General features: G+C 62.4%; 18 protein-coding genes and 2 pseudogenes. 9 read left to right on the forward strand and 11 right to left on the reverse strand.

Features of this window, described 5'->3' with window-relative positions; translation table 11 throughout:
- From XINFAN_RS21050 to XINFAN_RS21060, 3 genes are all read right to left on the reverse strand, one after another.
- The coding region (locus XINFAN_RS21050) for a TonB-dependent receptor plug domain-containing protein (RefSeq protein ID WP_160144696.1) at positions 1-767 on the reverse strand (767 nt) is incomplete at its 3' end.
- Positions 768-880: 113 nt separating this feature from the next.
- Positions 881-1,867 (reverse strand): FecR family protein, encoded by a 987-nt coding sequence (locus tag XINFAN_RS21055; RefSeq protein ID WP_124088808.1) that lies wholly within the window; start codon positions 1,865-1,867, stop codon positions 881-883.
- Between the two features lie 2 nt (positions 1,868-1,869).
- Positions 1,870-2,385: an RNA polymerase sigma factor gene (locus XINFAN_RS21060; RefSeq protein ID WP_124088809.1), complete on the reverse strand. Its 516-nt coding sequence runs from the start codon at positions 2,383-2,385 to the stop codon at positions 1,870-1,872.
- A 203-nt stretch (positions 2,386-2,588) separates the two neighbouring features.
- On the opposite strand from XINFAN_RS21060, the pseudogene XINFAN_RS22365 reads away from it, so the two are divergent.
- Positions 2,589-2,862 (forward strand): annotated as a pseudogene (locus XINFAN_RS22365) (IS21 family transposase); the annotation flags it as partial.
- A 12-nt stretch (positions 2,863-2,874) separates the two neighbouring features.
- On the opposite strand, the gene XINFAN_RS21070 reads toward XINFAN_RS22365, so the two are convergent.
- The gene (locus XINFAN_RS21070) at positions 2,875-3,480 is read right to left on the reverse strand and encodes a DUF1403 family protein (RefSeq protein ID WP_124088810.1); all 606 of its coding nucleotides are present in this window, start codon (positions 3,478-3,480) and stop codon (positions 2,875-2,877) included.
- A 298-nt stretch (positions 3,481-3,778) separates the two neighbouring features.
- Between XINFAN_RS21070 and XINFAN_RS22455 the strand changes: the two genes are divergently transcribed.
- Positions 3,779-3,904: a hypothetical protein gene (locus tag XINFAN_RS22455; protein WP_267898368.1), complete on the forward strand. Its 126-nt coding sequence runs from the start codon at positions 3,779-3,781 to the stop codon at positions 3,902-3,904.
- 121 nt (positions 3,905-4,025) lie between these two features.
- On the opposite strand, the pseudogene XINFAN_RS22590 reads toward XINFAN_RS22455, so the two are convergent.
- Positions 4,026-4,142 (reverse strand): annotated as a pseudogene (locus XINFAN_RS22590) (ATP-binding protein); the annotation flags it as partial.
- 230 nt (positions 4,143-4,372) lie between these two features.
- On the opposite strand from XINFAN_RS22590, the gene XINFAN_RS21080 reads away from it, so the two are divergent.
- From XINFAN_RS21080 to XINFAN_RS22375, 5 genes are all read left to right on the forward strand, one after another.
- Positions 4,373-4,867, forward strand: coding sequence for an RNA polymerase sigma factor (locus tag XINFAN_RS21080; RefSeq protein ID WP_160144698.1), 495 nt, complete (start codon positions 4,373-4,375; stop codon positions 4,865-4,867).
- Complete coding sequence (locus XINFAN_RS21085; RefSeq protein WP_267898369.1) at positions 4,864-5,928, forward strand: FecR family protein; 1,065 nt, start codon at positions 4,864-4,866, stop codon at positions 5,926-5,928. The genes XINFAN_RS21080 and XINFAN_RS21085 overlap by 4 nt, the downstream gene beginning before the upstream one ends.
- Positions 5,929-6,076: 148 nt before the next feature.
- Positions 6,077-8,587: a TonB-dependent siderophore receptor gene (locus tag XINFAN_RS21090; protein ID WP_124088813.1), complete on the forward strand. Its 2,511-nt coding sequence runs from the start codon at positions 6,077-6,079 to the stop codon at positions 8,585-8,587.
- A 96-nt stretch (positions 8,588-8,683) separates the two neighbouring features.
- Entirely contained in the window at positions 8,684-9,856 is a 1,173-nt protein-coding gene (locus XINFAN_RS21095) for a YncE family protein (RefSeq protein ID WP_124088814.1), read from the forward strand.
- Between the two features lie 33 nt (positions 9,857-9,889).
- Positions 9,890-10,339 carry an IS66 family transposase gene (locus XINFAN_RS22375; protein ID WP_267898370.1) on the forward strand — a complete coding sequence of 150 codons (450 nt, stop codon included), beginning with the start codon at positions 9,890-9,892 and terminating at the stop codon, positions 10,337-10,339.
- A gap of 313 nt (positions 10,340-10,652) precedes the next feature.
- Here the strand turns inward: XINFAN_RS22375 and XINFAN_RS21105 are convergent, their stop codons facing one another.
- The gene (locus XINFAN_RS21105; protein WP_124088815.1) at positions 10,653-10,838 is read right to left on the reverse strand and encodes a hypothetical protein; all 186 of its coding nucleotides are present in this window, start codon (positions 10,836-10,838) and stop codon (positions 10,653-10,655) included.
- 255 nt (positions 10,839-11,093) lie between these two features.
- Positions 11,094-11,690, reverse strand: a complete 597-nt coding sequence (locus tag XINFAN_RS21115) for a hypothetical protein (RefSeq protein WP_124088816.1) — start codon at positions 11,688-11,690, stop codon at positions 11,094-11,096.
- A gap of 82 nt (positions 11,691-11,772) precedes the next feature.
- Between XINFAN_RS21115 and XINFAN_RS21120 the strand changes: the two genes are divergently transcribed.
- The gene (locus tag XINFAN_RS21120; protein ID WP_124088817.1) at positions 11,773-12,453 is read left to right on the forward strand and encodes a helix-turn-helix transcriptional regulator; all 681 of its coding nucleotides are present in this window, start codon (positions 11,773-11,775) and stop codon (positions 12,451-12,453) included.
- A gap of 139 nt (positions 12,454-12,592) precedes the next feature.
- Here XINFAN_RS21120 and XINFAN_RS21125 read toward each other — a convergent pair whose 3' ends face one another.
- From XINFAN_RS21125 to XINFAN_RS21135, 3 genes are all read right to left on the reverse strand, one after another.
- Positions 12,593-13,255, reverse strand: coding sequence for a metallophosphoesterase (locus tag XINFAN_RS21125; protein WP_233352462.1), 663 nt, complete (start codon positions 13,253-13,255; stop codon positions 12,593-12,595).
- A gap of 218 nt (positions 13,256-13,473) precedes the next feature.
- Complete coding sequence (locus XINFAN_RS21130; protein WP_124088819.1) at positions 13,474-14,637, reverse strand: ParB/RepB/Spo0J family partition protein; 1,164 nt, start codon at positions 14,635-14,637, stop codon at positions 13,474-13,476.
- Between the two features lie 44 nt (positions 14,638-14,681).
- On the reverse strand, positions 14,682-16,088 hold the full coding sequence (locus tag XINFAN_RS21135; RefSeq protein ID WP_124088820.1) for an AAA family ATPase: 1,407 nt from the start codon (positions 16,086-16,088) through the stop codon (positions 14,682-14,684).
- Between the two features lie 512 nt (positions 16,089-16,600).
- Here XINFAN_RS21135 and XINFAN_RS21140 point away from each other — a divergent pair.
- Positions 16,601-17,623: a replication initiator protein A gene (locus XINFAN_RS21140; RefSeq protein WP_124088821.1), complete on the forward strand. Its 1,023-nt coding sequence runs from the start codon at positions 16,601-16,603 to the stop codon at positions 17,621-17,623.
- Positions 17,624-17,649: 26 nt separating this feature from the next.
- On the opposite strand, the gene XINFAN_RS21145 is transcribed toward XINFAN_RS21140, so the two are convergent.
- A complete protein-coding gene (locus XINFAN_RS21145) occupies positions 17,650-18,537 on the reverse strand; it encodes a glycosyltransferase family 2 protein (RefSeq protein ID WP_160144699.1) in 888 nt (295 codons plus the stop codon).
- Positions 18,538-18,544 lie beyond the last annotated feature (7 nt).

Consider the following 18,544-nt stretch of genomic DNA (forward strand, 5'->3'; position numbering starts at 1 on the left):
CCGGCCCCACCCACCCCGGTGGCGCGGGTCTTCTCGATATCGATACCGCGCAGGAAGGACGGGTCGATAAAGGCCTTGTCGATCAGGCCCTGCGCACCCGAAAGGGAGCGGAAGTTCTGCCTTGCGTCGTCAAGTGTCATCACCACCCGGCCATTATTGCCGATGCCGCGGATATTGACTGTGGTTCCCGCATTGCGCCGATCATTCTCGACCCAGACGCCAGAGGTGTCGCGGATCACATCGGCGGTATTGCGGGGCGGGCGCATCCTGATCGCGCCCTGCGTCACCATACTGACGGCACCGGGCGTTTCATAAACCCAGTCGGGGGTGCCCTGGAAACCGGCACCGGAGATCGCCTCCTTCCCGCCCGACAGGACGATGGTCCCGAGCATGACCGAACCGTCGCTGACCGATGCATCTGCGGAATCCGCACCGAAGATCGTCACCGTATTTCCATCGGTGAACTGCCAGGACAGCCCGGTTCCGGAGAGCGCGGCAGTGATGGCGTCGGAGACGCTCATCATGCCCCGCACCGGAGCCGCCCCCCGCGAGGCGGCAGCGGTCTCGCGAAACAGGACGGATACGCCACTCACCCGGCCAATCTCGTTCAGAGCCTGACGCACCGAGCGGCCGCTGATATCGAACTCATGCCGGGCCTCCCCCACGGATTGCGACCATGCCGGGGTATAAACAGTCCCATCAAGGCCAAAGCAAAGGCCTGTCGTCGCCAGCAACAGCGCCAGCCTTCGGGAACAGCCGGAAATCATCACGAGGATCCTTTCATCCGAGATCAGCGGGTGGCTTTCGGCTTCCCTTCACCCCTCTGACGACCGGCGCGGCGGTGGACCCTCACTCTTGCGGAGAATTTTTTCGACGGGCCTCAGGGGCCCACGACGACGATGGGCGTGCCGATGCCCCGGACACTGAACCCAAAGGTGGCGGAGAGCGAGCGCAACGCGGCATCGGGATCATCCAGACTGAAACTGCCGCTGACACGCATCTCCGCCAGATCGCCGAGGACCAGAATCCTTCCGGAGCGATAGCGCCCAAGCCGTGCCAGGATGTCGGCGAGACGGGCCCGATCAAAAATCAGCCGCCCGTCCTTCCAGGCCATCGCCTCATCCACTGCAACTTCCCGGGCTTCCCCCAGCCCCTCTCCGTTCCAGGATACGCCCTGGCCAGGCTCCAGCATCACCTCTTTGCCATCCCGGCTGACCCTCACCTCACCGCGTTCCAGAGCTACCGAGGCCCCGCCATCCAGAATTGAAATATCAAAGGCAGTGCCGAGGACATGCACTTCGCCGTCTCCTGCCCTGACCACGAAAGGCTGGCCGGTCATGGCCACGTCGAACCAGGCCGAGCCTCGCAACAGAACCACCCTGCGTTCTTGCGCGTCCAGGTCCAGGACGACGGCACTGTCGGCATCAAGCATCAGGAGGCTGCCATCCCCCAGGCGGATCTCGCGCCGCTCGGCACGCGCCGTGACCTCGTCGGCCCGCAGATCCTGCAGGAAAGACGGGTGCTGCAACCACACCCAGCCGGACGCAATCAGCGCAAGCAGCGTAATGCCGCCGCCAAATGCCACCGCCCTGCGCCTGCCGCTCCGTGCGCGTGCCTCATGCACAAGATGCAGAGCCGCAGCCAACTTCGGATCACCAGCGGCCACCCTCTCTCCGACTACCCTGGTCGCATCCCACAGAAGCTGCGCCTCCTGCCAGGCTGCAAGGTGGGCAGGGTCGGCAGCAAGCCATGTCTCAAAATCGCTCCGCTCAGCGGGAGAGACACGACCGTTCATCCGCGTCATCCAGGCAATGGCCTCGGCCTGGACCCGCTCCCGAGGCCTGTCGTGTTGTCGTGTTTCAGGCATTGTCAGCCCTCTGGCGTGGCATCATCGCCCAGTGCCGCGCGGCAACTGCGCAGGGCTCGGGCGATTTCACGCTCGACGGTGCTGTAGGAGATCCCAAGGGCTGCAGCTATCTCGTCATAGCTGCAGCCATGCGCCCGGTTCAGCAGGAAGACGTGGCGCTGGCGTTCAGGCAATGCGTGCAGCGTCCGTTCCAGATACCGCAACTGATCACGCGCCAAAACGATCTGCTCGGAGTCTGGGATCGGCACGACATATTGTTCGGGCACGATCCGCTGCGCCAATGAGCGACAACGTTTTTCGGAACGATACTGGTCGATCGCGGCATTGCGCAGCGCCGCTCCCAGCCAGGCCGGGGTCAGCGCCACCTGCTCGCAGGCACTATTCCATAACCTCGCAAAGACGTTCTGGACAATGTCGGGCGCATCCGCCGGACCCGCGATGCGGGCGGCACGGCGTTCCATCCAGGCGCGCTCACTGCGGAACAGGACATCAATTTCTTCTGCCCGGTTACGTGTCATCGGTTCCCTCAGGCGGATGGACAAAGTGCAATCAAGTCCGGAATTTGCGGCGAGCAGTCATAATCGCAGAGTATTATTATCGACAATATATGATCTGCCCTGACAACGGAATAGTGGGGTGGGTTCCTGCTTCCTCACACCATCCCTCGCGCCCGGACACGATTGCGCGGGTCCGACGTGCCTTCTACGTGCAGCGCTGGTCGATGAAGAAGATCGTGCGGGAGTTGCACGTCTCCCGGAACACCGTCCGCAAGATCCTGCGGTCGGATGAGACCGCCTTCAGCTACGAGCGTGCGCACCAGCCGATGCCACGGATCGGACCCTGGCAGGATCAGTTGGACCGGTTGCTTGCAGCAAATGCTGGCAAGCCGTCGAGAGACCGACTGACGCTGATCCGGATCCTTCGAAGATCTGCGCGCCCTGGGCTACGAGGGTGGCTACGATGCCTTCCGGCGCTTTGCCCGCAGCTGGTCGCAAACCAGCAGCAGCTCACCCGTCCGAGTGGCGAAAGGGCTGGCTGAACAGAAACTGGCAACGTTTCGTTGATTGGTTCGGGAGTTCGACATAGGGCGCCCGATATCGGATGAGATGCAGGGCTTCCTTCGGAAGAACGAATTGACCACCTGCTCTGAGCCGCAGGCCTCGCCACGAGAGCGTCGGGGCTTGAATCTTGCGACACTTCCGTTGGATGCTCTCAACCGTCCGGTTCCCACCGAGCGCCCGGGCCAGAGCCGCGGCCGCCAGCCAGAGCGCCAAACCGCGACGGGCCGGGCCAGGAGCGAGAACCTCCCGCGCCACCTCGGCGGCCTGTCGCAGCGGCGGGGTACGCCCGACAAATCGTGCGCCACGGTCACGCAAAATCTCAGCGCTCGGCTCGGGTGCCAGATCGAAGAGGCCGGGCAGCCGCAGGGGCCAGTCCACAGATCGCAGCGCCCGCGCCTCGCCCAGGGCGCGCAAGCCGATCAGCATCCGCGCGGCGGGGCCTGGATCATCGCCGGGTTTACGCAGGACGAAGGCATCACGCAGCTGCGCTTCACCTTCCCGACGCTCCTCAAGTCGGGAGACCGCTGCGGCAGCGGAAAGCGCCTGCGCCACAGGGTGCTGACCGGATCCTCGGACCGGGCGATAGCATCCAGCACGGTGTCAATCGTAACAAGAAATATATATTTCTCAATATATTAACGCTTAACACTCTGCCTGACCCATCGCGGCAGGACCAGAGGGTCTGGGGGGCTTCGGCAGTGGTTTCGGGGCACGGGACATGCCGGAATGCCAGCAAGAATCGGCGTTTTAATCCGCAAATATGTGATATATACGCCGCGCCCGTCCATTCCCTATAACATCCGATAATGTTGTATTATCGGATGTTTAATTGCTTGTTTGGGAGAAATACATGAAATATCAACTACTTACGCGGGCGATGACTTCGGTCCTGCCGCTCGTTCTCGGGTTCCTCGGTGGCGTCTCGTCCACCTTCTTCCCGCTCTACTTCTCGGCCTTCTGCGGCGGGGCTGCGTGATGCAGCCCCTTCCTGCTGATCTAGCAGGCCGCTGAACTGGCCTTGAAGAGGAAGCTGTCGTCTCCGGTTTCGAGGTCAGGCGATTGTGGCGCCACCAGTTCGAGCCCGCTGGCGAACGGCCCCATCCGCTGCGGCTGAGAGTTGTGGTGATCACGACGCTGGTGCGTTCGCAGAACTTGCTCAGCAGATGGAACAGCAATGCCCCGCCCGAGACGCTGAGCGGCAGATACAGGACTTCCAGTTTGTCCTGCGATAGCGGGCAGGCTCGGGTTTGGTCATCGAAGGCCATTAACACAATGGTTCGATGAGAGAAATCACGCAGAGGCACGACTTCTGCAACAGCACCCGGCAGAGCCATCAGGACCACAGGATAAATCTTGACAAATCCAGATGAGAATTGCAGGTCAATCACGTCATTTGGTTGTTCACCCTGACCAGCCGGGCCTTCGGACAAATGGGGCGTCTTTATTGGCTGACACGAGCGCGGAACGGCTGGAACAGCTGTACAGGACCGAGCGCGACCGCCTTACACGGATCGCGCATCGTCGTGTTGGTGCCGCAGGTGCCAGTGATGTGGTGCAGGATGTCTTCGCGGCGCTTTGGGGTCGGGCCTGCGAACATGCGAAGCTCACGCCTTCCTATCTCGCCCGTGCGACCCGCTTTACCGCGATCAGCCATTTCCGGTCTGATAGTCGCCGCACCCGTGCTCTGAATTCGATCACAGAAGAGCAATATGCCACCCAATCGCCGCAGCCAGAGCAGATCCTTGCAGGTCGCCAGGAGCTGGAGCGGATCGGGGCGGCCATTCAAAGCCTGCCTGCCCGCTGCCGCCAGGTCTTCTTGCTGAACCGCATGCATGGCTGCACCTATGAAGAGATCGCTCTGGGGTTGCAGATATCCGTGAGCACCGTCGAGCGCGAAATGGCCCGCGCGATCCTTGCCTGCAAAGCTGCCGTCCCTTGAGCGAAGGCAGAATACATCCGCGCGATCAGCACATTGCCCGCGAGGCAAATGCAAACTCTTCAGCCCCGCAGGATGCAGAGCGGCTTGAATATGAGGCCATCGCTTGGTTCACCCGGATGAATGGCCGCCCCACCGCCCGGGAAAGCCTGGATTTTGAGCGCTGGCTTGCGACCGGCCCGGCGCAGGCCGCGGCCTATCGCGCCGTGGCGCAACTGGTTTCATCTGTCGGGCCGGACACTGCCCGGGCGGCTGGCAAATATGGTGTTGATTATCTGGGCCCGGATGACGATCTCAGCCTGCCGCTACAAAGGATTGCTGCGCTTCGACAGCGAAAGCAACGGCAGCATGTGGGCAAGATCGCAGCAGGGGGCGTGCTCAGCCTGCTCATCGGCGGCTGGCTGTGGCTGGAGCATCCCAATGCATGGCAGAACCTGCGCGCTGATTATGTCACGGCCCGGGCAGAGCGCGCGCATTACCTGCTGAGTGACGGGTCAGGGGTTCTGCTGGACGCCGATTCCGCGCTGGATGTCGATTTCACAGCGGAGGAGCGCCGGGTGCATCTTTTGCGTGGCACCGCCGCTTTCACCGTCAGCCCGTCCGATATCCCCTTTATCGTCGAGGCCGGGACCGGCGAGGCCCTGGTCCTGGGCACCGTTTTCGATGTCAGCCTGCATGGCGATCAGCAGGTGACGGTCACGCTGGCCAGCGGCAGCCTGCAGGTGATGACCGACAAAGGGGGCGAGGTTACCCTCTCGCCTGGCGAAAGTGTCAGCTATGACAAGGCGGCACTGCACCCGGTTGAGGCGGTGGACCTGGCTGAGACTACGGCCTGGCATCAGGGCCGGCTGATCTTCAACAATGCCCCGCTCGCAGAGGTGCTGGAGCAGATCGGCCGCTACAGGCCCGGTCGCATCCTGCTGACTGACAAGGCTTTGGGGGGGCGCAGGGTCAGCGGCAATATCTCGCTGGAGAATTCAGAGGCGGCGCTGCGGGCGATGCAGGCCTCGGTCGGTTTCTCGATGACCAGCATCGCCGGGCGGATGGTGATTATCTCGCCATAGATCGGCCAGAATCCGGCCTTTCGATTTTTTGCGCATTTTTTATGAGGGTAAGAGGCACCCTGTGGCGATTGCACTTATGAGAGGGCAGTAGCCAGCATGTCCCGCCAATCTCTCTCGTCAGCTCAGGTCAGAGAATGGGGTTCGGGATATGAACAGGGGAATACGGCGCGGCACGCTGATGGCGCTGATGGCGGGGACGATGCTGGCGCAGTTGCCGCTCGCGACATGGTCTCCGGCAATGGCACAAGAGGCCGCGCAGGTTTACGACTTCAACATTCCTGCGCGGGCGATCCGTGCGGCGATGAATGATATCGTGCGGGTCAGCGGTATCGACGTAGCCTTTGCCGAAACGCCCTCGGCCTCGGTGCGCGGCAATGCCGTGCGCGGATCAATGACAGCTGAACAGGCGGTGGCCTTGTTGTTGTCGGGGTCGGGGCTGGGCTATCAGTTTACCGACCGCAACACCGTCACCATCTTCGACAAAGGTCCGGACAGCGGCGCGGCGGGCGCTGATGGCGCGCTCAACCTGGGCACGATCATGCTGCAGGGCGGAGCCGGAACCGAGGGTTCCAACAGCTATACCACCACGGCCAGCACCATCGGCAAAACCTCCGAGACGTTGCGCGAAACGCCACAATCCGTCACCGTGATCACGTCGCGGCAGATCGAGGATCGCGGGCTGAACGATCTGGGTGCGGCACTGAACACCGCGACCGGGGTGACGGTCACACCCGATCAGTATTACAGCGCCGGTCGTTTCTTCGCGCGCGGGTTCGAGATCTCCAACCTGCGCATTGATGGCGGCGCGGTCGGTGTCACCAGCAGTTTCGATGCGATCAGCAGCGTTGGTCTGACCCGCTTTGACCGGGTCGAGGTGCTGCGCGGCGCGGATGGTCTGTTTTCCGGCAATGGTGAGGCCGGGGGTGTCATCAGCCTTGCGCGCAAACGCCCGCTGGAAAAGCGGCTGAGCACGGTCGAACTGGGCTACAGCAATTTTGGCAACGCCCGGGCAAGCTATGATTTCAGCACGCCGCTGAATGAGGCTGGCAGCCTCCGCTCTCGCATGATCATCGCCGCCGAAAAGGGCGATACCTTCTATGATCTGGGCGAGCGCGACAACCGCTCGGTCTACGCGGTTTTTGAGGCCGATCTGGGCGACAGCACCACGCTGAGCTTTGGCGGCAGCTATGACCGGCAGAAAAGCAGCCCCTGGACCGGCGGCATGCCGCGCTACCTAGACGGATCGGACCCCGCCCTGCCGGTCACCACCAGCCTTGGCACCGATTGGGCGCGGCTGGATCACAAAGGCTGGGAGGTCTTTGCCGGACTCCGCCACGACTTCGCCGGCGGCTGGGTCTGGAACAGCAATGTCACCTATGCGCGGCATAGGTATCAGGCACTTTACGGCTATCTGGCCGGTGCGGTCGATCCGGCCACGGGTGACGGGCTGGTCTATAATGGCTCGCATAACTGGGGCAAAGGCTATCAGCTGCAAGCCGACAGCAACCTTGCGGGCCAACTGGATATCTTTGGCATGCCAGCCGATGTGGTGGTCGGGCTGGATTATGCCAAACACAGCTCTGACGTCAGCAGGGCCGAGTTTGCCGGCCCCTCGCTCAATCTCGCAGATATTGGCAGCCAGGGCTGGCCGATTGGCACCGTCCCGACCTTCCCGGGGGACTCGCGCTACAATTTCCACCCCTATGAGGAAACCCGTTTCGGGGCCTATGCGCGGGCAAAGCTGCATCTGAGCGACAGCACCCAGGCGATGCTGGGGCTGCGCTATGGCAGCTACCGTTTTTCCTTCCACCGGGCGAGCTACAACCGCGACGGCTCGACCAACTGGACAGAGGCGCTTGATTACAGCGATAATGGCGTCCTTACGCCCTTCGCCGCCATCTCGCATGATCTGAACAGCAGCTGGACCGCCTATGCCAGCTATGCCGCAATCTATCAGTCGCAATCGCGCTATCTGAGAGGGCCAGAGCCCGGCACTCCGCTGGACCCGATCACCGGCCAGACCTTCGAGACCGGGTTGAAAGGTGAGCTGTTCGACGGCGCGGTTAATGCCTCGCTGGCCGCCTATTACACAAAGCGCAAAGGCGAGGCGGTCTATGACCCTCGCTATAGCGGCGTCTATGATCCGAGCAATGGCAGCAATTGCTGTTATACCGACAGCGGCGATGTCACCAGCAAGGGGATCGACCTTGAGCTTTCGGGCGAGGTCGCGCCGGGCCTGGAACTGTTTGCGGGCTATACGCTTAACCTGAACAAAAACAGCGAGACCAACTCGCTTTACAACTCGGTCACGCCGAAACATATGCTGAAAATCTGGGGGAATTACACGCTGCCGGGTGACTATTCCGCTTGGAGCCTTGGCGCCGGTGTCCGGGCGCAAAGTGCCACCAGTGTCAGTGGCACCGAATGGGTGCCTGACGGCGCAGGCGGCTGGCTGGGGCTGCCGTTCAGCTTTGGCCAGGGCGGTTATGCCGTCGCAGATCTCAGCCTGCGCTATGAGTTCAGCGAGCGCTCTTCCGTGGTGCTGAATGTCAATAACCTCTTCGACCGGCGCTATTACGCACAGCTTGGCACGCTGTCGAAAAACAACTTCTACGGCGCCCCGCGTGAGATCGCGGTGACATTCCGCAGTTCGTTCTGAGCAGGGTCGTTTAAGAAAAACCGGGCTCGGACGGCTGGTCCGGGCCTGTCTTTTGATCGCCGCAGATTTCGCCCTGGGGCCAAGCTGAGACTGAACATGAAAAATCTGAAATCTGCCGCCCTGCGGCTTTCGCTGCCTGCCATCTGCTCGCTCATGCTTGCCGGGCCGGGCCTTGCGCAAACGCCTGCCACTTCCAGTGTGATCCCGGAGGAGACCCTGGCTTTCGCCGCCGCCGTGACCCGCACCGACAGTATTCCCGGCGCTTATGAGCTGGTGCACTGGCCAGAGGAAGAATTGCTCTTTGTGGCCTCGGTGCCGTCCTTCGAGACAGCCGATCTTGGCTATATATACTTTCTCGATGCCCGCGACCTGCGCCCTATCCGCATGATCCAGCTGGACCGCCGCCCTTTTGCGCTCGCGCTGGATCGCAGCACGGGGCGTCTCTATGTCGGCCATACCATTGATGGGGCGCTCAGCGTGATCGACGCGCGCGGCGGCCAGCTGCTCGGCAAGATCCAGCTGGGCCAGCCATTACCCGATGGCGGGGTCGAACGCAGTCGCATGATTTCCCTCGACACCGAAAGGGGGCTGGCAGCGGTCACCAGCCCGTCAGAGCCGGGCCTCGTCTGGATCGTGGATCTGCGCGAGGGCAAGGTCACGCATCGGATCGAGGGCGGTTTGTGGACTGCGGGCCTCGCATTTGACAAAAAACGCGGCGAGTTCATCACCAGCGGCGGCGGGATCAATGAGATCTCGGTCATTGACCCGGTCGCGGCTAAAGAGGTCGCCTCGATCAGCAGCGGCGACACAACTGCCGAAGGCGCTGAGGCCTCTGAGCATTTCTTCGTCAACCTCGCGACGGATGAGACGGGCGGGCGGCTTTTTGCGGCAGATGCCAATAGCGGCGCGCTTTATGTTTTCGAGCGGGAGACCGGTAAGCGGCTGGCCCGGGTCGAGACAGGGCCAGGCACGCTTGACGTCGCCTATAGCGCCCAACGCGATGAGATCTATGTCAGCTGGCGCGGCGTGACCGAGCGCGAGCCGGACGGACAAGGCGGCCTGACCATCATCGACGGCGGGGATTACAGCGTCACGCACAGGCAATCTCTGCCAGCCCATCCCAACAGCCTTGATGTAAGCGAAGACGGACAGACGCTTTTCCTGACCGTCAAGGTGCCCACCGAGGAGGGCCGCCCCGGATATCGGCCCGGCGCGCTCGATTCCGTCATCCGTCTTGATCTGTCACGCCTGACAACGGCTCAACCCTGAACCCCAATCCGCGCAGCTGTTTACGCGGCCGATATCGGGCCGCGTAAACCAGGGAAACACCGCTGCTTTCACCCGAAGGACCATCTCGTGCGCTTCCGCGGCTGGATGCATGCCGACGGCTATGCCGGGTTCGAAGATCTCTACCGCTCCGGCGTCATCCGCGAGGTCGCCTGCATGGCGCATGTCCGGCGCAAGTTCGTCGACATCCACCGGTCACAAGGCTCCCCTATCGCTGAAGAGGCCATCGGCCGGATCGCGCAACTCTATGTCGTCGAGAAGGAGGCCAGAGGGTTGCCGCCTGACCGTCGCGCGCAGCGGTCAGACCGGACTCTTACGGACGATACGACATGGCAAAACCATCGCCTGCCACCTCACGCCAGACCTGCCGCCGGTCGACAAACATGCACCAAAGGACAGGAATATATGGCTCGCGGTCTGCATCCTCTCTCTGGGCCGCCGCTCCGCCTCGGTCGGAGTGCGTGAAAGGCCGTCACCGCCGCGCCATCGAGGAGGCGGACAGGGCGACCCGCAGCGAACGGTCTGACGAAACATCAGGGGGGTCAAAATTGCACGCCGAAACACACACCTCCCGTTGCGCTTTGGGTTCGCTGTGCGGCTCGCCGCCTTGCAAGCCCCGGCCCTGGTGGTCCGGGGTGAAAAACTGTCCGCCCGATGTCGGATAGTGCCGCCCGCGCCGGTGGATACTTCCAGAAGGTGAAGTGTGGGGCGGCAAGGGCCAGGGCAGTCGCACGATGCGGTGACATGAAGAAAGCGGCTCCCGAAGGGGCCGCTGGCCTTAGCCTTTCTGGCGATCTTCGAGAGAAGAGAGCCTTTCCCCGACGTTGTGATAGTGTCCGGCAAGAAGGGTCATAATGTGGGTGATGCCGTCCATGCGGACATTCACCTTGTCAAAACCTTCCTTCATTTCCTTCCGCAGCTCTTGCAGAAACCGGATCGTGTGAGTTTCCGGTGTTTCGCTCATGCTGGACCCCTTTCCTGAAATATAAGCGATTTAACCATAAAAAGCGAGGCTCCAAGCGGCAATGGGAAAGCCCGAAACGAAAGTGGCTGACCTTTGCTCTGAACCCGGCATCACCCTGCAGACACTCTATCGCTTTGTGGACCCCAACGGCGAACGTCGCAAGGATGGCGCGCGGCTCCTTCAGCGCCGCGCGCAGGTCTTGAAGTAAATGGTTTTATTGCATCAACCGGTGTGGCGGTAATGGTTCAAACAAGCTTACAGCACAGTTCCGAATTCCATGCCTTCGGGTTCGATCAGCGCAAGAAATGCATCGCAGTCCGCCTGCCCGCTCCAGCTTGAGCAGATCGTTTCCGCACTGACGCGCGTATCTGCGAATGCGAGATCAAGAAAGACCCCCTCATCAAGTTTGATCAGATGCTGGCGCCGCCAGCCTGTCTGCGAGGCGAGATAGTTTTCGACCATCGCAGCATGGGCCTTACGCATATCACCCTCATTCACCCCCGGCTTGAGACGGAAACGTCCAATCTCCACGCCACCTTCGCTGACGACAGGGTGTTGCGCGCCAGGAGGCAGCCGATAGTGTTCCATACTGACAAGGTTGTTTACAGATGCCCGGAAACCAGCGAACTCAGGGGCACTTCCAACCGCACTTGCTGCCGAGCGCGCCTCTTCAGGACTGCGCCATGCAACCAGATCGACGCGTGCGCCGGCATTGTCGGCGCCTGTAAACGGGGCCCAGTGGATGAAGCCGGGAAAGGTCGCAAGCATTTCCTGTACAGCGGCGCGCGAGCTGTCTGCTTCACCTGCATCTGCGACGGTATAGGTGACGATTTCGTAAAACGGGGTGGTCATGACGGCTCCTGTGAAGTTGAAGCCGGCTGATACCGTTTCCACCCTGACAGTTTCCGGCAGGAGTGGTATGCGCTCATGATATATGCGCACGCTTCGACTCTTCGCATTACTGGACCATCTTCGCGGCCGGCTGAGCCCTGTTTCGGCCGAAACGCTGGCGGTTGACCTCAATGTTTCGGTTCGAACGATCTACAGAGACATGGCGACACTGCAGGCCATGGGCGCACCCGTCCGCGGCGAAGCAGGTATCGGCTATCAAATGGAGCCGGGATATTTTCTGCCGCCGCTTCAGTTCGACGCGGACGAACTGGATGCCATCATGCTGGGAACCCGCCTGATTGTTGCGCGCGGAGACAGCGCATTGTCCGAGGCGGCACAGCGTGTTTCCGCCAAGGTCAGCGCGGCTATGGATGGCGAAGCGGGTGAGGCCTACACCCGGCTGCCTTTGCGGGCCGTTTCACGGCATTCTGAAAAAGACACACATGCCGGCGTCAACCTTGGTCTTCTGCGAAATGCGGTCAGAAACAAGGCAATGCTTGATATCCGGTACCTGGACCTGCGTGAGATCAGATCCCGGCGCGTTGCACGCCCTCTGGGACTGACCATGTTCGATGACGTGTGGCTTCTGACGATATGGTGCGAAACCAAAGCAGATTTCCGCAATCTACGGGTCGATCGCATCGAGAGTGCAGAGCCAACCGGGCGGCGTTTTCGCCCGGAACCAGGTAAGCGTTTTGAGGATTATCTGAAAAAATTACCCTGATTTCGATCGGATCAGATCATCGCCCGCATCATGAAGCGGCCCCTCGGAGAGGGTGCGGCTCATCAAGGCTCATGGGCCCCCGCGCAACCCGCTTGCCCCGGCGCGAGATCGCAGCCGGATCACCCCGCACCACCGCAAATCAGGGCGTGACGGCGATCATCAGCCGTTCGCTTTCCGGCAGAGCCGGGTCGACGGCGACGAAGCTCAGCCGTCCCGTCGCATAGGCGCCGGTATCCAGCGCGATCCGCCCGGCACGGGCAAAGGCGCGCTCGGTCACGGTATGGCCATGGGCGACCCAGATTCCGTCCCGGCGCGGCACGCGGCCAAAGTCGCGGTGCCCCCATTGCAGGACCCCGGCCTCCTGCATCGCGACCGGCAAAGCCGGATCCAGCCCGGCATGGACCGCCACCAGATTGCCGCTTTGCCAGACCAGCGGCAGGGCGCGCAGCCAGGCCAGCATCTCATCGCCCATGGCCCCGGATATCCGGGCGTGCAGCTCCTCCGGCGCAAGGCCGCCGGCATCCAGCCCATAGCTGGCCGCCATTTCAAAACCGCCATGTTTCAGCCAGAACCGGCTCTGTTCCGGCCGGTCGAGAAAGGCCAGGAACATCGCCTCGTGATTGCCGGCCAGCGCCACCGCGCCTTTCGCAACCTCCTGCCGGACCCGCGCCAGCACCGCCGCGCTGTCGGGGCCACGATCGATCATATCGCCGAGAAAGACGATGCGGGCTGCGGGGAAATGCGTCTCGCGGGTGGCAAGGAAGCGCTCCAGCAGATCGGCCCGGCCATGCAGATCGCCCACAAGGCAGACCGGCTCAGACGGCGCAATCGGGACGAAAGCGGGCGGCGCCCCCTGCCCTGCCTGATGCCCCGGGGCCGGACGGCCGGCAGCGGAACGTCTGAGAAAGGAAAAAACCATCGCGGCCCGGTGGCTGGAAACACAGCCCCTCTGTGGCCGAAGCCCTGCCGGAAATCCAGTGAAAAGGCCGGGCCGGGCTTCACATCTGTCTGACCCTGGCGTCAGTCAGACCCCTGCCCCCGAAGCCAGGCCTCCAGCCGGGCGCGAAAGCCCGGATCGAGGCCCGGCCCCGTCAGGGTCAGAGAGGGATGCGAAAGATCGCCGCCCGCGGCGAGGAAAATACCCGGACAGATCTCGGCCTCGTCCTGCGGCACCGGATCGCCGCGCTGCGGAACGGGGGAAACCGGCGTCCGGCGGCGCGGATCGCTCTGCACTTCGGGGGGAAAATGTTTCGCATGCGAAACATTTTCCGCATTCTGCCCGCCCGCCTGCACCGGATCTGCGGCGGCGAAAGCCGTCAGCCGGGCCTGTTCCTCGGCCGCATCCTGCGCGGGCCTTCCGCGCAGCCCGGCGAGAAACGTCTCTGTTATGGCTGGATCAGCCTCTTCCAGCCGCTTTTCCAGCGCCAGGCCCAGCCGTTCGGGAATGGCCTCGGGGAAGCGCAGCGCGCCGTCGAAATGATGATACAGCGCCAGGAAAGAGCCGATTTTCGAGCGGCGCGACCGGCTGGCATTGGCGAAGAGCCGCCGCAGCGCCTCGCGTTCCGAAGGAAAGACGCCCTGCGCTGTCGCGCGGGCCGCGATCCGGGCGCGCTCGTAATAGGACAGGCCGAGACGGATCTCGTTTTCCTCGACCATGGCGATATAGGCATCGGCCGCCGTCTCGGGGCGCCGCACCAGCGCAAGGATATGACTGAAACGGCCCGTCCCCTCTGCCGCCAGCCGTCGCAAGGCCGTCAGCCGCCGCCAGCCCGAGATCAGCCCATAGCGGCCCGGAGCGATCTCGCTGACCTCGACCGGGTTGCGCTGGCCATGTTCTGAAATCGAGGCCATCAGCCCGGCCAGCTCATCCTCATCCAGCCCGATACGGTCGCGCACCAGATGATCGGCCTCTATCTCATGGAGCGGCAGGCGCAGCACCAGCCGGCCCTCGGCCCTTGCCTGGGCCATCGCGGTGGAAATCTCGCTCAGTGCTGCTTCGGCGGCACTTTCAGCGGCCACCCGCGCGATGGGAGGGGCAGACCCGAAACCACCGGGCGGGCGCAAGGCCGCTTTCACCTCGGGCGCGGCCATCGGCTCCGATTGCGCCAAATCGTCACTGACATGGCTGTTTTCGCCGGTTTCAGACTGTGCAACTGATGGCTCCAGCCGTTTGCGTCTGGCCATGTCAGCCCCCTTTCAGCAGATGTTTCGCGCGCGAAACAAACAGGTCATTTGCCGGCACCGGCTGCGGCTGCCCGCTCATCGCGCCGCCAGATGCCGTAAAGCAGCCGCTTGAACTCGGCCCAGGTGGTGTCGAAGGTCTCGCGGCCGCGGATATAGGTCTCGCGGTTGAAATTGCGGTAATCGGCCTCGTAGATGCCGTTCACCTGCTCTCCGGCCTGGCCGATCAGCGCGGTGAATTCCTGGCGCTGCGGGTTCATCGCCGCGCCCAGCCAGGTCTGCATGAAAGCCGCCATCTCGGCCTGCTGCGCGCCATCATAGCGGGTGATCACCGTGCGCACCGCATCCCATTCAAAGGCCAGCTCTTCGCGGCCAAGCGCACGGGCGGCGATATTCTCGCCCTCTTCGATCGAGGCGAAGGTGGAATGCAGCATGTCGAAAAACCGCCCCGTGGAATCGAATTCCAGAAACGAGGCGCCGGTCGGCACCAGAAGGACATCCGCCGCGGCAAGACCGTTGATCGTCAGATAGCCAAGGGCAGGCGGGGTATCGAGAAAGATCAGGTCATAGTCATCGAGCAGCCCGCTTTCCGCGAAAGTGTCGGTCAGCGTATCCCAGAGCTTCCAGCCGCGCGACTGCATCCGCCAGACCGGGATCTGGAACTCGGCCCAGTAGAGGTTCAGCTGCGCCCCGATCAGGTCGATATTCGGCCAATGGGTCTTTTGCACCACGCTGCGCGGATCGGTCTTCAGCGCCTCGCTCAGCGTCGCATCCAGCGCGAGCGGCGCGTCGCCGCGATCCACCCGGGCGCGGTTGTCGCTTTGCAGATGGCGGGCGTAATGGCGGGCGATCAGCGGGAAGGCGGTGCCCCATTCATCGGCCACCTTGCCGCCGAAGATCGAGGTCATCGAACCCTGCGCATCCAGATCCAGCACCAGCACCCGGTAGCCGTCCAGCGCCGCCGACATCGCCAGATGCGCGCAGGTCGAGGTCTTGCCGACGCCGCCCTTGAAATTCGCCACCGCAACGATCTTGGCAGGCAGGCCTTTCGGGCGATAGGGCAGGTAGTCGCGATGCTTCGCCCCCTCGGCCGCGAACCAGGCCCTGAGCCGCAGCACCTCATCAAGGGTGAACCATTTCGCGCCGCCCTCGGTTTCCGAGCGCCCCTGCGGCAGATCCGGATTGGCCTTCAGCACGCGGCGGAAATGACCCTGGGCGACCGGGATCAGGTAGCGGGTGATTTCCCAGGTCGAGAACATCCGCAGCGCCTTGCGCCCCTCTTCGCCAAGACCGCGGCTGGCCAGTTCATCACGGCCCCGGGCCGCGCGTTCGGCGATCCGGGCCAGCTCTCCGGTTCCGATCACCGGCCCCAGCCGGGTCTCTTCCTGATCGGGGGAAAGGTTGAAATAGGGCGGGTTCGGGATCTCTGTCTCACGGCTCGATTCGCGGGCCATTGCTGCCTCATGTGCGCTCTTTTCTTCAAAATACAGCAAAAGCCACAACATGAAAGCAAAGAGCGCACATCTGTGGAAAAACTTACCATTTCATAGCAAAATCAATCGGATAGAGGCGGAACTGTTGGCATTGGCGGTGGCCGCCATAATCGGCTGATCTGGCGGTGTTCTGTTATTATCATGTTATAGTATTAGTTACGTGGTCAGAGCTCTTTCTTTATCCCGTTGTTTTAAAATGGATATTCATCCTTCATCGGCTCGGCTGCGATTCCGAAACCACGTCAGCCCGACTCTGATCCCACGCTGTGGTGACTCTGATCCCACGATCACCCGGGGGATTTGTCCTGGCCAATCCGGCCTCCTGTGGATAAGTTGAGCGTCAATGAAACCACGAAGCGCGAAAGCTGCGGCGGGGCTCATGCACAAAAGACCCGGTCAGCACCGTAAACGGGCACCGGAGAAGAGCGGGCGACAGGCCCGCCACCAGAGACGAGGGCGCAGGAGGCAGACGGATGGCAGATCCGGGACAACTGGCAGTGCGGGGAGCGGTATGGCTGCCCGAGCGGCATACCGATGCGGGGTTCTTCTTTTGTGACCTGATCGATGTGCTGCCCAAGGATGACATGGCCAGTATGGAGCATCCGGTCTTCTCGCTCTCGACCCGGCCCGACCGGCGTATCCTCAGCTATGAGCGGAACGGGACCGCGATCACCGTGGTGCCCTCGGTCAGGGGGCTGGCCACGCTCTTTGACAAGGACATCCTGATCTATTGCATCAGCCAGCTGATGGCGGCGCTGAATGCCGGGCGCGAGATCAGCCGGCATCTGCGGCTGACCGCGCATGACCTGCTGGTTGCCACCAATCGCGAGACCTCGGGGGATGGTTACGCCCGCCTGCGCGAGGCGTTCGAGCGTCTGGCCGGCACAAGGATCACCACGAATATGGTGACGGACGGCGGCGCCGAGATCACCACGGGTTTCGGCCTGATCGAGAGCTGGCAGATCCTGCGCGCGACGAAGGGCGGGCGGATGGTCCAGGTGGCGGTGACGCTGTCGGAATGGCTGTTCCGGGCGGTGATGTCGAAATCGGTGCTGACGCTGTCGCGCGATTATTTCCGGCTGCGCAAACCGCTGGAGCGCCGGATTTACGAGCTGTCGCGCAAACATTGCGGGCGGCAGCCGGAATGGCGGATCTCGATGGCGGTGCTGGCGCAGAAATCCGGCTCGGCGAGCCCGCTCCGGGTGTTTCGCAAGATGATGCGCGACATGATCGCAAGCGACCATCTGCCCGATTACCATCTGGCCGAGGAGCCGGGCGATATCATCCTGGTCACGCGGCGCGATCTGGTGGTGCTGCCGGGGCAGGGGCCGGTGCTGAAGGAGGCGACCATCACCGCGGCCCGCGCGCTGATGCCAGGCTGGGATATCTATGCGCTGGAGGCGGAATGGCGCGATGTCTGGCAGCGCTCGGGCCGGCCGCGGCTGCGCTCCTCTGATGCGGCCTTCCTTGGCTGGCTGAAGAAGCGCCCGGTCTGAGTGCGGGCGCCGTCACCGGAGGGCTGTCAGAGAATGCCGTCGCGCCGCAGCATCTGATAAGCGCTCAGCCCCTCGGCGGCCGCCTGGCGCTCGATCTCGTAAAGCGTGGCATCGACATAGGTGCGATACCAATAGGCCTGGAGGAAGTGGAAGAAGAAGCCCGCCTTGCCGTCGAGAAAGCCGAGACCGATCACATAGCGGTAAAAGAAGTAAAGCGTGCTGCGCAGGGCAGAGGGCAGGCGGTTATAGACCCGGTTCTTGAGAAACCGCTTACGCCTTGCCGCGCCTGAGAGGGGGGGGGCACTCTGGCCTCCCTGGCGGCAGGCTATGATTTCCCAGGCTTCTTTGCGGGCATAGCCAATATGCTTGCTGCTCCACCAGGCAAGACAGTTGAGATTGTCATCTACGAGATCGCCGTCCAGTGTCCGGCAGACGGGAGTGTCGACAGTAATATGTTCATCCATCCGGCGTTGTTCCATCCGGCCTTGTCCTGTGCGGTAAAGCCGCAGGATTTTCAGCGGATAGAAAAAGCCATGCAGAATAGGGCGGCCGAGAAAGACAATCTTGCGGCGCAGAAAAACCGCGTTCACCGCGCCGGGATCGGCCAGAAACTCCAGGATCGATTGCTGTAAGACGGTTTCCAGATACTCATCTGCGTCGACGCGCAGGATCCAGGCGGATGTAACCCCCAGCCTGTCAAGCGCCCATTGATACTGATGCGCATGGCTGACGAACCTGTTTTGCAGCACCTCTGCGCCCAGCCTCTGTGCGATTTCAATCGTCCGGTCTGTCGAGAAACTGTCGACCACAACGATCCGCTCTGCCACCGGACGCAGGCTCTCGATGCAACGTGTGATATGTTGCTCTTCATTCAGGCTCATGATGATCGCGGTAAGTGTCTCTGGCTGTGGCATATGCCGC

The sequence above is a fragment of the Pseudogemmobacter humi genome, from assembly GCF_900609055.1.
Taxonomy (GTDB): domain Bacteria; phylum Pseudomonadota; class Alphaproteobacteria; order Rhodobacterales; family Rhodobacteraceae; genus Pseudogemmobacter; species Pseudogemmobacter humi.

Bases quoted from the DNA above. Each gene is read 5' to 3' on its own strand.
- XINFAN_RS21120 (WP_124088817.1), top strand. From the start codon at position 11,773: ATGCGCACGCTTCGACTCTTCGCATTACTGGACCATCTTCGCGGCCGG.
- XINFAN_RS21145 (WP_160144699.1), bottom strand. From the start codon at position 18,537: ATGCCACAGCCAGAGACACTTACCGCGATCATCATGAGCCTGAATGAA.
- XINFAN_RS21130 (WP_124088819.1), bottom strand. From the start codon at position 14,637: ATGGCCAGACGCAAACGGCTGGAGCCATCAGTTGCACAGTCTGAAACC.
- XINFAN_RS21115 (WP_124088816.1), bottom strand. From the start codon at position 11,690: ATGACCACCCCGTTTTACGAAATCGTCACCTATACCGTCGCAGATGCA.
- XINFAN_RS21105 (WP_124088815.1), bottom strand. From the start codon at position 10,838: ATGAGCGAAACACCGGAAACTCACACGATCCGGTTTCTGCAAGAGCTG.
- XINFAN_RS21135 (WP_124088820.1), bottom strand. From the start codon at position 16,088: ATGGCCCGCGAATCGAGCCGTGAGACAGAGATCCCGAACCCGCCCTAT.
- XINFAN_RS21095 (WP_124088814.1), top strand. From the start codon at position 8,684: ATGAAAAATCTGAAATCTGCCGCCCTGCGGCTTTCGCTGCCTGCCATC.
- XINFAN_RS21055 (WP_124088808.1), bottom strand. From the start codon at position 1,867: ATGCCTGAAACACGACAACACGACAGGCCTCGGGAGCGGGTCCAGGCC.
- XINFAN_RS21060 (WP_124088809.1), bottom strand. From the start codon at position 2,385: ATGACACGTAACCGGGCAGAAGAAATTGATGTCCTGTTCCGCAGTGAG.
- XINFAN_RS21090 (WP_124088813.1), top strand. From the start codon at position 6,077: ATGAACAGGGGAATACGGCGCGGCACGCTGATGGCGCTGATGGCGGGG.
- XINFAN_RS21140 (WP_124088821.1), top strand. From the start codon at position 16,601: ATGGCAGATCCGGGACAACTGGCAGTGCGGGGAGCGGTATGGCTGCCC.
- XINFAN_RS22455 (WP_267898368.1), top strand. From the start codon at position 3,779: ATGAAATATCAACTACTTACGCGGGCGATGACTTCGGTCCTGCCGCTC.